This is a genomic window from Pseudomonas violetae, from assembly GCF_023072615.1.
GTDB classification, from domain to species: Bacteria; Pseudomonadota; Gammaproteobacteria; order Pseudomonadales; family Pseudomonadaceae; genus Aquipseudomonas; species Aquipseudomonas violetae.
The window spans coordinates 137,853-153,398 of the sequence record NZ_JAKNRW010000001.1 but is presented as its reverse complement, the minus strand read 5'-3'; the positions used below and the strand labels follow the sequence as shown (position 1 = coordinate 153,398).

Sequence of the window (15,546 nt, the reverse complement as noted above, 5' to 3'; positions counted from 1 at the left end):
CCACGGCTTACGCCAGTTGTACGTCTTTGAGGAACTTGGTCATGCGCTCGCTGCGCTGCTCAAGCATTTCTTGCGGCGGGGCGTTCTGGATAATCTCGCCGTCTTCCATAAAGATCACTCGATCGGAGAGTTTGAAGGCGAAGTTCATTTCGTGGGTGACGATCACCATGGTCATGCCTTCGCGGGCCAGTTCTTCAATCACTGCCAGTACATCGCCGACCAGCTCAGGGTCGAGGGCTGAGGTCGGCTCGTCGAACAGCATGACCGAAGGTCGCATCGCCAGCGCCCGGGCAATCGCTACGCGCTGCTGCTGGCCGCCGGAAAGCTGGTGAGGGTATTTGCCGGCATGCTCGAGCATGCCCACCTTGCGCAGCAGTGCCAGGCTCAACAAGCGCAGTTCTTCGCCGTCACCATGGTCGTGATAGACCGGTGCGAGCATGACGTTTTCCAGGGTTGTCTTGTGCGGGAACAAGTTGAAGCTCTGGAAGACCATCCCGACATGCACGATACCCTGCATATGCACCTTGTTACCCAGGGCACCCCCCGGCTCCTTGGTGCCGCGCAGGAACGGTAAGCCTTGCAGGGTGATTTCGCCATGATCCAGGTTTTCCAGGCCATTCATGGTGCGGATCAGCGTGGTCTTGCCCGAGCCTGATGGGCCGATGATCGACACCACCTCGCCCCAGCGCACATTCAGATCGACGCCCTTGAGTACCTCCAGCGCGCCATAAGACTTGCGTACGCCCCGCGCCTGCAGGGCAAACTCGCCTGGCTTGGCCTGGTCGGCGACTCCCCCGGTCGCTACCTGCCCTAGTTCGGCAGTGGCGATGCTCTTCGGTTTACGTCGGGTTACGTCCAGGTGATTCTCCAGTAGGCGCAACAGACGACTGAAAACGGTGACGATAAACACGTAGTAGAAGGCCACCGCGAACATGGTCTCCATGACTAGGAAATTCTGGGTATAGAGCTGTTGGCCCACCAGGAGAATTTCCGACAACGAAATAACCGAGACCAGCGAGGTCAACTTGACAATGGTGATGTATTCATTGGCCAGGGTCGGCAAGGCTACGCGCAACGCTTGGGGTACCACGATCAGTCGCTGTACGCCGCGATAACCGACGCCCAGCGCCTTGCCCGCTTCCAGCTGCCCCTTGACCACCGCCAGCAGGCCGCCGCGATGGATTTCGGCGATATACGCGGCTTCACTGAGCACCAAGGCGATAAGACCTGCCGAGTAGGGATTGGAAAGTAGCGCGCTGGTGGAAGGAAACACCTGGGGCAGGTTGTAAACGAAGATCAGCAGAACCAGTAGCGGCAGGCTGCGAAAAAACCAGATGTAGAGACCTGCCGCGTCACGTAGAAAGCGCCGCTGCGACTGTCGCGCTAGGGCCAGGAAAAAGCCGAGAACGATCCCTAGCAGCCAGGTTTCCAGACTCAGCTCGACCACTGTCGCCACGGCTCGCCAGAAGTCGCCGTTCCAAAACAGGCTCAAGGTGTAGTGCCAATCGAATTGCATGTTCTTACTCCACGTTGCTGTGATCTTTGTGCAAGCAGGAAAAGATCGATGTATCCGCTATTGGGCACGCCCAATAGCGGTGTCTCATGGTGCGCTGGTGCCTAGCGCTGCTCGGATTTCTTTGGCGCTCGGTTCGGCCAGGTTGTAGCGGGCGAGCAGCTCGCCGTAGCTACCGCTCTGTTTGATCTGGGCGAAAGCAGTGGTCAGCTTCTCCAGTAGTGCCTGGTTGTTCTTTCTCACGGCTAGGCCAATGACCACTGGATAGATCAGTTCCTTGGAGCTGATGATGGTCCTGCCCTGCAGTTTTTCTACGGTGATCTTGGCTACCGCAGGGTCTTCCATCTGTACATCGATCGCATGGGCCAGCAGGGCCTGAGCCACTTCGGGCGAGGTCGGGAATTCACGGGACTGGATTGCCGGCTTGCCTGAGGGTAGGCAGTGCTCGGCGGAAACTTTGTTGAGCTTCGGAATCCAAGACGCGCCCATGATTGAGCCCACACGCTTGCCACAAAGATCCTCCGGTTGCTGTGGCTTGAAGTCGCTGGTGCTGAGCACCATCAGCGAGGAACCGGTCTTTAGGTAGCTGAGAAAATCCACCTGCTTGCTGCGCTCCGGGGTGACATACAGCGCCGAGGCGACTAGGTCGAAGCGCTGGGCATTGACGCCCAGTATCAGGTTGGCGAAACGGGTATCGAGGAAGCGCGGCTCCAACCCTAGTTGCTTGCCCATCAACGCCATAAACTCAGGGTCGAAGCCTGCTGGCTGCTTTTGCTCAAGATAGGTGTAGGGCGGGTAGGTGAGGTCGGAGCCTACCAGCAGTTCCCCCTGGTTCAGCGTGCCCTTGATCTCTGCGGCAGACAGTAGCGGCGCCACGCAAGCCAGGGCGATCGTCAGCGTCAGGTTACGCTTGGTTTTCTTGCCTATCAGACCTTTTTGCATGTTCGTATCCTAGTTTGATGGAAATTACGCAGCGACTAGATTGTTCAACAATCAAGTAATTAAACACAGGCTAATATCATGCCATGTCTTTAATTAAAGGCGTTATTGAGTGTTTTTACGTCTGCGGAACGTCTTTTATGTGTGCGCGGTAACACCAAGGTGGTGCGATTCGTTACCAAGCGCTACGTCGTGGGGCAGTGATATGGCTTGCTGCGCAGGGAGGGGGAGTGGTTGCTGAGGCGCAACGGCAATCGCTGATGAGCACACTGTACGAAGCAGCTCTCAAGCGCAGTGTGAACAATGCCAATGAACCACCGCTACTGATGCTGACCCCAGCCCCAAGAGGACACATTGCGGCTCTGTTTGGGCTGCGCGGCCAGACACTTCCTGAGTAGCTGGAATAGCCGACCGGGCTGAGACGAGTTCACTGGCTACAGGGCCAGAAGTTGTGGAATATCTCGCCTAACCTGTTCCTAGATCAGCCGACGCAGGTCTACTTCCCGCGGTAATCCTCCCACTTTTAGTACCGCTCAGAACTAGAGTTCAGGCCGTCGCGGTAGACCCTGACTGGCCAGCGAGGGGAGTGAAAATCCTAGCCTGTTGCCGATGGTAGTTTCTGCCTGCCTTGCTTGTAGCTAAGCCACGAATGGCCGAGCTACTTGCTGTAATGCAAGGGCTACTGGCCTTCCATTTGTTGTTCGGCCTTTTGGGCGAGTGCGTCAAGTGCTGCGGCCGTGTCGGCTGGTACGCTATTGCTCATAGCCACCGCATAAAGGCCAACCAGTGCGACCACCAGCATCGCCCCAGTGATAGCGGCGGCGCGTGCCTTGGCGTGTGCTCTCAAACTGCGGAAATTAAGCGTGATGTGCGCCAGTGCGGTTAGCACCAAAACCAGACCAAACACCTTGTGCACCGGGTGCATTTGCAGCGTGAACGAAGTGCGATTGATCACGAACATCAACAGGCCCGAGGTCGACATGGCGACAAATGAAACGAACATGAGGATGGCTACGATTTTTCGAAACATGGTAGTTCTGCCTGAATATGGGTTGAAAGCGCGTTGAGGCGAGTGAACAGGTGTCACGCTGCTCAGCTGGTAAAGTGACCCCGCCACCACGATGCTAATTTCATCACCGGAACCATCAACCACATGGGAATTTTGGGCAGCCAGTCCGTGATGGCGGTCTTGTAAGCGGGACGACGACTGAAACGCTCTGCCCAAGCAGGGATGCTGGGATACGGTGAGAAATCGAACCCTACCCGGGACAGCAATACGTGCTGTGGAACCCAGGCAATGTCTGCCAGACTCATTCGATCCCCGACAAGATATTCATGGTCTTTCAAACGGGCTTCCATACGGGCAAACACGGACTTGAGCAGGTCAACAGCTGCTTCGAGATCCTCTCTGGAAAAGCCGTCGAGGGCTTTCTGGTGGAACTTCACCAGCTCCTTGTCCGGCTCGATCTCGGCGTACCTCGCCATATCCGAGCGTTTTTTCGTGGCAGCGCCCATGGTCCCATATACGTAGGTCTTGATGGCCTTCATGTGTATTTTTGTAGCCAGATCCACCCAGTCGTTCATGGCCTCTTGCTCGGTCTGGCCTTCGGGCGTGAAGTAAGGCTGTGGAAATTTCTTCTCCAGATAGAACAGGATATCGTTCGACTCCGTCACAGGCACACCGTTGTCGACCAGTGCGGGCACCAGTCCTTTGGGATTGATTTTTAAATACCAATCCTCCAGGTTCTCCTGGCGCCCTAAATTCACTTCGTGAGAGGTCCAGCTCAGCCCCTTTTCATCCAGCAGCCATCGCACGCGCATTGAACAGTTCGATATGTTGGCGTGGTACAAGTGAAGCCCCTTCAGCTTGAGGACCTCGGACTCGTTGGTGTTCAGTATGGGCATGGTGATACTCCTGTTTGGCTGAGGCGCAGTGGCACGCGCGGAAATGGATTAGAATTCTTGCGGGCCTCATTCACCCATATCGTGATCAGGGTGGTCGCTCGCGCCAGCTTTCCAGTAACCGCGTGTCACCAGTAGTGTGCGCTCCAGGCTGCGTTCGTTCAGTAACACGCGCCTGATCTCACGCATGGCGGTCGCCTCGCAAGCGACCCAGCACATGGCTCCCTCGGGCAGACTCAGACTGCGTGCCGTCTGCAGCAGCAAGCTGCCGGGTGCGGCGCGCGAGGGCAACCGGTGCAACCAGCGCACGTCTGTCGAAGGCCGTTCGCTGAGGTTGATCTGATCGGCAGCGTCGGACACTTCGGCATACAGCGTCACCAAGCAATGCGCCGGCAAGTGGTCGAGGATGGTGCCCGCCGCCGGCAAGGCCGATTCATCAACTAGCAACAGCAAATGGCGAAGCTCCTGCGGAAATACCTGTCCACCCCCTGGCCCTGCGATCAGCAACGTACTGCCAATTCTTGCTTGCTCCGCCCATTGCGCTGCCACGCCCTCACCGTGGCGGACAAAGTCGATCACCAGTTCGCGGCGTACTGGGTCGAAGTGTCGGGGGGTATAAGTACGCGCTATTGGACGCGGCTGACCCGGCTGCGGCTGCCAGTCGAGCGGCAGATCACCGAAAAACAGTTTGATGTGGCTTCCCGGCTTGGCAGGGCCGAAGCCTTCGAGGCTGTCGCCGAAAAAAGTCACGCGGCGCATCCGCGGACCGAGGTCTTCAATAGCGCGCACGCTGACTGGGCGCAGTATCGGCTTGCGCCGAACAGGTGCCTCGCTGGTGCTTGCGGCGCCGAGCACTGTCGGGGCTGGCGCTGCCTTCTGCGGAGATATGCTCATGCTGGGTGCCCTATCTTGAATTAATGATCGGTGTTGCTGAGAAATAAGATTGTTGCAGGGCACGCCATGTTTTATTAGTTGCTACAATTGAGTTTCTTTAACTCATAAAATCGAACAATGATTGATGATCTGCGTAGCATGGCCGTCTTTGCCACCGTGGTCGCGGAGGGGTCATTTCGAGGGGCGGCTACGCGGCTAGGGTTGTCAGCGTCAGTCATTAGCCACCACGTTTCTCGGTTGGAAAGCCGACTGGACTGCGCGTTGCTGTACCGCTCCACTCGGCGACTGTCGCTCACCGACGATGGTCGCGTGTTTCACGAGGCCTGCGCGCGCGCCTTGGATGCCGCCGAAGAAGGCCTCAATAGCGTGGCCAATCGGCAGAGTGAACTTAAGGGCCGCTTACGTATTGGCGCGCCTGCCATGCTGGCTTCAGGGCCATTCGTAGACGATGTTTTGGCGTTCGCGGACGCCTATCCAGCAGTGGAGTTGGAGCTGTGCTTAGACGATGACCGCAAGAATCAGATTGAAGCAGGATTTGATGTTTCGATCCGCATAGGCTGGCTAAAGGACTCCGCACTTCGCGCCCGCCAGTTGTTCACTGTACAGCGGCGCCTGTGCGCTGCACCGGAACTGATCGAGCGCATGGGCGTAGCAAAACATCCGGCCGACCTGCTCAATTGGCCATGGGTCTACGAAACTATGCTGCCGAGCTTCATTGATTTAACGGGGCCTCAAAACGCCACGTACCGTGTGCCGATAGCAGGACGCCTGTCTACGAATCACGCGGAAACTGCCAAGCGCTTTGCACTGGCCGGCGCTGGGGCTTTTGCGTCGCTTGATTTTTTCGTTTTCAAAGAACTAGCAAGCGGGCAAATAGTCGAACTGCTGCCGGATTGGCAGTTGTCCTCGGCTGGTGTTTACGCCGTCTGGCCGAGCAACGTCTCGCGCAACTCGCTATCGATGCGTTTTGTGGATTTTCTGCATACTCGGGTTAACGCAATGCGCGCCCAAGACGAAGATGCAGGCAAGACTGCCATTTGACCTCCCCAAGCTTCACGAAGTCGAAACGTATAATTTTTCATGCAACCCCGAGTTTTTGAGGATATGGCCGATTTCTGCCTGTGGCGACTGACCGGTTTTGGCCGTTCTCTGCCGATCATGGTTGTAGAGCGTGCTGGTCAAATCCGATGCAATCGGTTGTCAGAACGAAATGCAAATGACTGGTCAGGTCGAATGTAAACGGGTGGTCAAGTGGACTGCAATTTCGCAAGCGGAATCAGATACTTCGATGGGCGAGTGGCTGGGCCAAGTGCGCAGTCGATATCAGGCCCCATCCACACACCTCACTTGGATCGTCCCGCGCGGCGAGCCTGACCCCCAGGACATGCTCAGCCGATGGCCGGGATCTCGCTGCCGCAATGCTTTCTGAATGCCGCCCAATTCTTCAACCAGGAGCATGTCGACTAACTGGTAGAGAACACCGGACCACCTGGTAATCACTCAAAATGCCGGCGAGCGAAGCTAGCCCCAACACCATGGGGAGCCGGCTATTGCGACACCAACCTGTGTTTGCTCACGGCGGTAGATGGACTCCCGCTGAGCCAATGAGGCCGCTGCTAACTCATCCTCAATTTGGTCGCAGCTATTCAGCACCTGAACGGTGATTGTGATCCCGAACTTAAGGCCTTCATCACGAAATAATCGGTATTGGATCAACTCTTCTTCCGTCAGCGTGGAGAACCCCCGACCATTTAGGGCGCGTGCACAATCAACAGCCGTCGGAACGGATATCGCTGGTTCAGGAGAACTCATCAGAGATGCCACCACGCCAACATCGACCCGGGAATCTCGGCGGCCTTGGACAGGAATGATTTGGCGTACGCGTTCCGGGCTTCAACGGAACTAAATAGATCGGCTACGTGGTTGCCGCCCCAGTACAACCCAAACTCACCGTGAAGCCGTCTGGAACCTATGGCATAGCCCAACGCGACTAGTTCCGCCTCCGCAACCTTCGTTGATGTCACAAAGTCACCCTTGCCTGCAGCAATGAAGAACCCAGGGCCCAGGTGGCTCAGGGTCATACAGTCACCTAGTTTGAATGGAGGTTTAGGCGTCATAAAACAGTTCCACAAGAAGACGATGACCATATACAAGACAAAGACGGAAACGCTGCTGTCCCAGAGAGCAACATCCAAAACGCATCGCATTTTCCATGCTCTCAGGCGACCGCAATATCAGTGATCTTGAGAGTGACGCCGATAGCGGTCGACAGGGAGACGCAACCTTCCTCATTCTCCTCAGCGGAGAAGAAGAGATACTCGCGGCGGTTGGTCAATTTGAGATCTCGCGCGTAGAGAATACTGTGATGCCTGACCGAGTATGATTTCTCCTCTGCATCTACGACCTGCTCGGTCATAGGCGTCATTTCGGTATGACCGTCCTCATCCCCCCACTGGCGCGTGTATTCGGCGTCATCAAGTTCGTAATAGGGGACGCCGATTTTTGATCCGGGCCCAACCAGGTGTCGAAGCTCAGCCCTGCTAGCAACGGTTTTAACCTCCGAGTACTCGAAAAGGATTATGTCTTCGATATCATCCGGGCCCGGGCCATCCATCACAAAGAGCACGTAGTAACCTTTGTTCTCGAGGTAAAAGCGAAGGATCCGTTTACCCTGGTCAAAATAGACTGTGCCGACTGCCCAAACCTTTTCGTCGTCAGGGACTACGACGGCTGATTCCCCGATCAGCAATTGTTTCAGGTTGCGATCGAGGCTGATCATGCGCGTGCGTGAGAGCCCTAGCGGTAATTCAGCGGCACGCGCGGGACTCTTGATTTTGCCGGCCGGCTTGGGACCACCAAAGCCCAAAACACGCTTTAACCAACTCATCGCAACCTCCTGTCCTAAATCAAGGGGTTACCCTAGCGGTTTTGAGGCTTTGTGCCACCCAAAGTGGTGCTTTGAAATTCAACCTTGGCAGATGCTTAGCCCTGGGGCGAGAACGACGTCTAGGGAGCTCCGGCGAACGGCCCTGAGTCGTGCACGGCGCACTGGAATAAACCGGACACCGATCTGATCGTGCGCCATGCCTTGTGGAGTAAGTTCGTATCCTGTGGCCAGATCTGAAAGACCAATCACGAACAGCCGCGTTCGTGCAAAAAGACGCCTGGCATTGGCTTAACCCGCACCAGGCTGAGCGACAACAGCCGGACAAATCAGAAAGCAATTTCGGCGGAATAATGATATTTGCAATGCCCTACGGTCACACTTCGTACGGCACGTTTAACTGAAGCTGCTGGACCTGTATTGATCGCGGATGGACCATATGGGTCAGAAGCCGGCGCTCTAGAACAGCTGGGTGCTCGGGGTAGTCAGCAAACCTGTCGTTGCTAATGATGTATGCGCTCTTGTCGAACTCGGCCGCAGCCAGCAAGCCCTCGTCTGCTTTGGCCTTGCTACGCATCACCATTACCTTGGCCTCAGGGAATATCTCCCTCAGGGACGCGTCATCCATGGAGATACGCTGACGAATGCCCGGGTCGAAGATCACAGACACCTTGTAGGTCCTGCAAAGGTGCGGCACTAAAGCCTTCAAGGCGGTGAGCCCAATGAAGCGGCCTTTTGCATTCTCCACAGGCTCATAGCAGAGGTTGTTGCCATCGATGATCAGTGTTTCGATCCGCTTTTCCACCAGGCGGATTACGTCAATCAGTCGGCTTTCTATTTTCTCGGCATCACGCGTCTGTTTGCGCTGTTGGGTGCGGAGCCCGCTCAGAACGCTGCTTGGTCTACTATTCCCGAATTGGCTTTCGCAGGTTTGGTGGATGATGGCTTTATCCCTGGAGGTTGCGGCGCGCGACAGATCTTGCTCGAATGCTTCAGCCTGCCTGATATCTCTCATAATTTTTGCCAACACCAGTTCTGATTGCTTCCACTGGCGCAAGACATCCCCAACGGTGGCTTCCCAATTCTCACTTGCGGCACGGGTCTGCTCGATCTCTTCTTGCAGCCGGGCTAATTCCACACCCAAGCTGGTTATCGTCGCTTGCTCTTCAAGTGGTTTGAAGGCGCGGTAACGCCGCAAATCGGCGCTTAAGCAAAATTCTTCTTTTTCATACTTGTCTAGCATCTCCCGTTCACCGCGCTCCGATTCGCGGAGCAAAGCGACCCGCTTGTGCATCTCCGGGATCTGACGATGGGCAACGGTCTGTTCCGAGCTGCGCCAAACGATGGACAGCCAGCCGTCCGATGAGGACTTGAGCGTATCAAGCCGACTCTGGTTGGAATCGATCGCAATTGTAAGCTCTGCCAAACGCGATTCGCCGGCCGAGGCCGCTCGTTTGAGAGAGGCCAGCTTAGTGCTGGCCTGCTCAAAATCGAAGGCGGAAAACCAGTCATATTCGGCCTGGCGGCGCCCAATTTCCAAAACTATCTGTCCAGCACAAACGCGTTGTTTCTGTAACTGAGTTGCGTGCACATTACTGTACATATTTTTAGTCCCTTATTTGTTCCGCTCGCCGGATGAGGATTTGGTTAGATAACGCGGCTCAGTTTGGGCTGCGCTGTCCGGCCCGGTAAACGGCCTTCCCTGCCAAATGGAGAGTGACAACCACGACAGCGCCAGCAGCAAAGCAGATCACGTTGACCAGCAAGAACTCGAGGGGTGATAGCGTCTGGTTCATAAACGAGCACTCAGGAAACAAATTGGAGGAAGTAGTTAGTGACTTGCTACAGGCGCGCCACAGTTGCCACAGAACTTGCTGTCGGCGGCGAGTGCCGAGTGACAGCTATGGCATGTAGGTTTGAGCAGCATTTTTTGACGCATGTAGCCGATCTGAATGACGCACGGTACGGTTACCCGATAGGCTGGGCTTGCCAGGTCGAAGGCGGTCCAGATGCCAGTGATCGCCCAACCCACAGGGCCAGTGAGTACCGCGAGCCCTCTTCCCAGTGTCGTGCCGCTCGCGAAGACGATTCCCCTGCCAACGAGGCTGCTCATCGTCGCGCTCGCGACCATTGCGGCAAGTGAGTAGGAAGCCACTCCAGAGGCGCTTAGGCTTGCGATCAGCGCGGCTAGCGCTGCTGGTCCAGCCCCAGGGCGATAGATAGCCCCTACGGACTCGAAGAAGGTCGCCTTGTCTTCCTCGCTCATACGACTCAGCGATTGCTCGATCACCTTCGTGATAATGGCCATTTCCATTCCAGCGCAACTGGCCGTGTTGAGCTTGGGCACGCCAACGTGGCCGGCCACATCGGTGAGCATTTCTTTGTAGGGAACGCCGCTGCCGCCGCGGAAAAGGTTCATCAAGGAGTTGCCGCCAAAGCGCGTCAACTCCTCTGCCACAAGACCGCGGTCGAAGTCAGTAATTTGCCCTTTCGTAGCCGCAACCAACTGACCGCATACGGATGAGGCCAACGAGATCCGCCCCTTGCCGCTGTCGGTGATTACGTCAATCAGCAAGCGGACATCATCCGCACTGGCGCTCATCAATACCTCTGAGAGGTCGGGATCATGAATCATCGTCATAATGAAACTCCTGCGGAAATTGGGATGGTTTAGTCTTCGATTTTCGGATCGTTTGGTGTGCCGCGGCTAACCAGCGCACCGGCAATCGCTGCCAGTGCAATGCGCTGGCTGGGAGCTCTAACCTTTCGAAGCATCAACGCATCGAGCGTTAGGCAGTGGCGACGGCGCCATTCGTCCCTGGCATTTGCGCGTGAAACCTCTGGCGAAGCGCCCAAACCCAGAGGTCGCCTATCGGGATGCATTTTGGCTTCACGCAGAACCCTCTCAACCGGACTCCTCGCGTCTAACTGACCGTCACGTTGAAGGTCCTGGGCGACCGGCACGTACTGGATGGCATCCCCCAGCGCGTTACCAAGAGCTAACCAATCTTGAGGACGCATGAGAAGGAATGCGGGAGGCACTCCTAATGCACTGGCAATCCGATCAAGTGTGTCGAGATCAGGATTCGCAGGTGTGTCACCATCGAGCGACTTGAGAGCACGGAGCGTGCTGCGCGCCACGCCTGTCTCGCGTTGCAGCCTGGCGGCAGTAACAGGCCCTGGAGCGCCGCGGTCACGCTGCTTGCCAGCGACCGCCAGCACCGCGTTGAGATTTTCGCTGAAGTAGCGTCCGAGCTGATGGATTGGGCTTTCTGTTCGCTGGCTATCCATAATGACCTCCCTAATTCGATGACGGGAAGAGTAAGGCGAGGGATGGGTAATTGCCAGCACGCCTGGAGCGTGCGCGATCCACCTCTTCGCCTTGATGGAGTGCGGATGCTCCATTGCGATCAGTCTGCAGCCTAAATCTTGGTGGCGGCCGTGCTATCCCACACGCTTCAGGTTCTCGTATGACCGTGCAGGCGTGAGGACCCAGTACTGCGAGACGCCCATGCACTAACAACCACCGATGGCCTATGACATGCGGCGGCCGGACCGATCGCCTTTGAACGCATCCCGTATCAGAAGGCAGGGCCACGGCCACCACCGAAACATCATCCTGTCTTGCCTAGGTAAAGTGACCGGCCCGCAAATTATTGACCGGCAACGCCCAGGAGCCGTGGAAGCTTTGAACGCTTTCCGTCAGGCACAGCACTTGGTGGCGGGTACTGAAATGACACCACTGCGCTAAGGTTGGCAGAGTGCATTTATGGCGCGTATGCAGACGCAGCCCATGAGTTGGCCGTTCGTGTGAGCACGGCGGTCATGGTTCATCGAGGGGAGCCCCCACCGCGCACAAGGTGACGGCCATAAAGCTGAAATACGTCAGGTTCCGGAGCAGAGGATGCGCTTGGGTCGCAGTGCCGAATGTTGTGGGATATTGACACTTCGCATTGGGGAATTCGCGCGCGCCCGTTATCCTAGATACCAGTAGGTCAGGAATACCCATTCCCGATGCCCCAATAGGCGCTGCCTGGGTCGATGGGTCAAGGAATAGAGAACGAAAGCATGGACAGCGCTGATATACGTCTGGGCCGCTCACCTCTAACACCGCCGTAAACGCACAGTTTAGGCTGCAGTAGCGGCACGCATTTCGATGCTCCGGACCGGGCAGAAGAGTCACCAGCAAATTCCCACAAAGGAACTTAACGGAACCATATCACCGTGGCCTCCAGCCACCGTGTCGACCAGCGCTAGGCCGTAAACCCTCACAGTGGACCAGCCAAAAACATCTCTCAGGCATGTAGAATCTAGGCTGTATACCTGAACAACCGAAAACGATTTAGGAGTTTATGTACGAATGAACCAGTTCAAATTTGCCATGTCCGTGCTGATGCTGCTTTTATTTTTATCCGCAGCGTTCGGCCTTTTCACTTCAGTCATTGGTGGGACTGCAAATAATGGCGAGAAGCTATCTTTAGGCATGGTTGTAGCATTCATTCTTGGGCTGATTTGGTACATGACGCATCTCTGGAAGCGCAGGATCTGAGGTCGCCATCTACGAACAACTATCCGCTCAAACACATGCGTTGGTTGAGTGAGCTACCCGCACTCGCAAGCATGCACCGTAATGGGAAAACACAACTTAGTACGCAGGCCCTGGCAAAGGAATTGTGGCGTTGTGAGCACGGTAATTGAGCCGCCCTGACAGCCCTCAGGAAAGTAGAAGAGAGGAAGTGCTTGCTTACCTCCGATCCTCGAACAGTCCCGGCAGGAGAGTAACTAGAGCAGAGGCAGTCCGGGTACCCTCCTCGCTCCCGGTCATAAACCAGTGACACGCGACAAGCGTCCGCGATACCGCCACATAGGCCAGGCGTAGCGCCTCTCCATGCTGAACTGTATCGCCGGGCGTCGAGTCCCCACCAGAACTGAAACCTGCCAACTTGAAAAGTTGGTTGCGATGCCAGCTCGACTGTCCGGCAGACGGATCCCCAACCATCACAACCACATCAGCCTCAAGAGCCTTCGCCTTGTGATAGCTGCGAACGCGAATCTTCCGCCCACCCCCTGCCCTGTCTTGCCTGATTAAATCCCCCACCGCACCATCCACCCACTGGGTGTCCTGGGGACCGTTGATCAAAATGAGCATTTTAAACCCGCGCTTGGCTGCTTCCTCACACAGCAGCTTCAACTTACCCGGGTCATCACCATACATCTGCACCGGCAAAGCCTCACCAGCCTCCACCCTCCGCACCGACTTTGTGACGCGAATCGCTCCCGTCGTGAGGTTTCGAACGAGATTATGGCCAGCATCAACAATCTGCTGAGATGATCTGAAGCACTCCGTGAGCACGGACCTGGTAGCCGGCACGGTGGACGGGAATAACTCGTCGAATTCCGTAATCATGCGAGGGGAAGTGCCGAAGCTGCCATAAATCCACTGGCTGATGTCGCCGGCCAAAGTCACGGTCGACAGCAGCCCAGCGGTTACCGGCTGATTAGCGTCCCGCCTGCGCAACTCATAAAGCACCGCCCGCAGCCAACCAGCAACGGGCACTGTCTGATCTTCCGCGCCATCGATCAGCACGTGACGGCACTGGCCGATCACATCGGAAGGCAAATGACGGAGATTGTCTGGATGCTGGTCACTAAACAGGGTGAAGAGCCGTCCGAATGGAATCACCGGGGAAGGTAGGGAAAGTAACTGGCGCTCTAGCGCCTGCCAGTACATATCCAAGGCCTCGAAGTAGAGTGCATCGGTATCGTCCGGAAGGAAATTCATTCTGCCAGCTACGCTGGCGACTTCGAGCCCGAGTGCGTCCAGGAGCGACGCTGTGATGTTGAATGAGTCGATGATGGGCTGCTGACCATCATCGCCTTTGGGTGCATACCGAAAGGAAGGGGCCGTTGTTCCAAGGGCCTTTAGTGCAGCGGCAAGGTCTGTAGCCTCCTCATAGGAATCCAGGTGGATCACACACTCTGGGAAGTACGCCTGAAACAAAGATTTCTTTATAGCGACTTCCTTGTATAGCTCCATCCTCGCGGTTGGGTTTCGTGCCAGGTTTCGTCCTTCACTCCGGTCAAACCCCAATACGACGTGTGCCTTCAGGTGCGGAATGTACCCGTGCGTACTGTAGGTTCTACCCCGGAGCGTGAACGCCCTTCTCCCGACAGTAATGCCGTCAACAGGCCAAGCCTTAGCTTTGCGCCAGAGCCCCTCCACGGAGTCGCAGAGCTCTGTATCGACTTCACTCTGCTTCCAGCCCAAAGGAGCACGCTTAACCACCTCTGGCGCATCTACCTCAAGGCGAGGAAGCCTGAGCGCCGACGCCCATAACTCCTGGTAGATCTCCGCGAACACCTTGTTGGATCGATATAGCTGATTTAGGCATTTGGTCATTTCATCGCGCTGACGTGCATTAAGCCCAGGCTCGAAGGGTCTGCCATCCGGTAACGATGCAACGTCGCCATCGGTCCCTGAGAAGGCCTCTAAGGGTATTGCGCGAGCGAGGTCTGGCAGGGCGTGAACTTGTTCGAGTAGTGTCGATCGAGCCGTCTTAACGATCATGAGGCTGTCGGATGACGTCAGCGTCACATCAAACACCGCGAATAGCGCCCGTAGATCACTCGCAAGCTCCATTCGAGCTTCCCGACTGAAAGTCAAAATACGGATCTGATTGATGGGGACGCCCAGGTACCGGTGCAGAAGAACGCACCTCATTAGGAGCGTTTTGGTTTTTCCCGTCCCCGCTCCGCCAGTAACTAGCGTCGTTGGGGAGCCTGAGAGGATAGCCTTCCACTGTTCAGCTGTCGGTTGCGCACCCTTCGGCAATCCTTCCGCGCAATCATCCCGCATCGCCGCCCGAATCTCAGCCGTCAAAGCGAGGCGCTCAGCGCTGAACATCACCTGTTCTTTCGCCGGCCGGTGATGAGCGACCTCTGGATATCCGAACGTCAGCTTCGCCGCCTGTTTGTTAGCGCCAGGGGATGACGGCTCCAGGCTGGATGCAGCAAGTCCAGCAACACGGCCATGCTCCCACGATGCTGGGTGTCGCGCCCCGAGGTAATCCAATCCGAGAATGAGTGCCTGAGCAACCAGACGCTGCGGGGTTGGCAATTGGTCTAAATCGAAAGGCGGCTCGGCAGGGTGATTCACTGCATGCTGTCCTGTCAGAAGGAGGGAATGCCCCGATTCTGAATACGATGGTGGCCAGGCGCTAGCCAAAACACATAGTTGGAATTCATGGCCATAAATTTCTGAGACCCCGTTTTGGTTAACGGGCTAATACTCAATTTGGGTATTGTCTTTAAAGACACGGCCCAGCCCCATGCAACACACTTGCGTGATTGGAGCAACATGCGTACGGAGCAACCAATGACACACTGCGACACGAGCGAGGCGTCTGCAAAAGAC

Annotated in this window: 12 protein-coding genes; 2 read left to right on the top strand and 10 right to left on the bottom strand. The window is 56.2% G+C overall.

Annotated elements, in window-relative coordinates; translation table 11 throughout:
• Positions 1–7: 7 nt before the first annotated feature.
• The 5 genes from L9059_RS30585 to L9059_RS00710 all read right to left on the bottom strand — a co-directional run bounded on the left by L9059_RS30585 (position 8) and on the right by L9059_RS00710 (position 5,248).
• Positions 8–1,516: an amino acid ABC transporter permease/ATP-binding protein gene (locus L9059_RS30585; protein ID WP_159897473.1), complete on the bottom strand. Its 1,509-nt coding sequence runs from the start codon at positions 1,514–1,516 to the stop codon at positions 8–10.
• Between the two features lie 84 nt (positions 1,517–1,600).
• Positions 1,601–2,455 carry an ABC transporter substrate-binding protein gene (locus tag L9059_RS00725; RefSeq protein WP_159897474.1) on the bottom strand — a complete coding sequence of 285 codons (855 nt, stop codon included), beginning with the start codon at positions 2,453–2,455 and terminating at the stop codon, positions 1,601–1,603.
• 676 nt (positions 2,456–3,131) lie between these two features.
• Positions 3,132–3,482, bottom strand: a complete 351-nt coding sequence (locus L9059_RS00720; RefSeq protein WP_159897475.1) for a hypothetical protein — start codon at positions 3,480–3,482, stop codon at positions 3,132–3,134.
• Positions 3,483–3,544: 62 nt separating this feature from the next.
• Positions 3,545–4,357 carry a glutathione S-transferase family protein gene (locus L9059_RS00715; protein WP_159897476.1) on the bottom strand — a complete coding sequence of 271 codons (813 nt, stop codon included), beginning with the start codon at positions 4,355–4,357 and terminating at the stop codon, positions 3,545–3,547.
• 66 nt (positions 4,358–4,423) lie between these two features.
• Positions 4,424–5,248, bottom strand: a complete 825-nt coding sequence (locus L9059_RS00710) for a siderophore-interacting protein (RefSeq protein WP_159897477.1) — start codon at positions 5,246–5,248, stop codon at positions 4,424–4,426.
• A 117-nt stretch (positions 5,249–5,365) separates the two neighbouring features.
• On the opposite strand from L9059_RS00710, the gene L9059_RS00705 reads away from it, so the two are divergent.
• Positions 5,366–6,289 (top strand): LysR family transcriptional regulator, encoded by a 924-nt coding sequence (locus L9059_RS00705; RefSeq protein ID WP_159897478.1) that lies wholly within the window; start codon positions 5,366–5,368, stop codon positions 6,287–6,289.
• A 1,177-nt stretch (positions 6,290–7,466) separates the two neighbouring features.
• On the opposite strand, the gene L9059_RS00700 is transcribed toward L9059_RS00705, so the two are convergent.
• From L9059_RS00700 to L9059_RS00685, 4 genes are all read right to left on the bottom strand, one after another.
• Complete coding sequence (locus L9059_RS00700; protein ID WP_247285795.1) at positions 7,467–8,135, bottom strand: DUF2491 family protein; 669 nt, start codon at positions 8,133–8,135, stop codon at positions 7,467–7,469.
• 373 nt (positions 8,136–8,508) lie between these two features.
• Positions 8,509–9,735, bottom strand: coding sequence for a coiled-coil domain-containing protein (locus tag L9059_RS00695; RefSeq protein WP_247285793.1), 1,227 nt, complete (start codon positions 9,733–9,735; stop codon positions 8,509–8,511).
• Between the two features lie 228 nt (positions 9,736–9,963).
• Positions 9,964–10,773: a ubiquinol-cytochrome C chaperone family protein gene (locus L9059_RS00690; RefSeq protein WP_247285790.1), complete on the bottom strand. Its 810-nt coding sequence runs from the start codon at positions 10,771–10,773 to the stop codon at positions 9,964–9,966.
• A gap of 29 nt (positions 10,774–10,802) precedes the next feature.
• The gene (locus tag L9059_RS00685) at positions 10,803–11,537 is read right to left on the bottom strand and encodes a helix-turn-helix domain-containing protein (protein ID WP_247285788.1); all 735 of its coding nucleotides are present in this window, start codon (positions 11,535–11,537) and stop codon (positions 10,803–10,805) included.
• 955 nt (positions 11,538–12,492) lie between these two features.
• On the opposite strand from L9059_RS00685, the gene L9059_RS00680 reads away from it, so the two are divergent.
• Positions 12,493–12,681: a hypothetical protein gene (locus L9059_RS00680; protein WP_247285777.1), complete on the top strand. Its 189-nt coding sequence runs from the start codon at positions 12,493–12,495 to the stop codon at positions 12,679–12,681.
• A gap of 195 nt (positions 12,682–12,876) precedes the next feature.
• Here L9059_RS00680 and L9059_RS00675 read toward each other — a convergent pair whose 3' ends face one another.
• Complete coding sequence (locus tag L9059_RS00675; RefSeq protein WP_247285774.1) at positions 12,877–15,288, bottom strand: UvrD-helicase domain-containing protein; 2,412 nt, start codon at positions 15,286–15,288, stop codon at positions 12,877–12,879.
• Positions 15,289–15,546 lie beyond the last annotated feature (258 nt).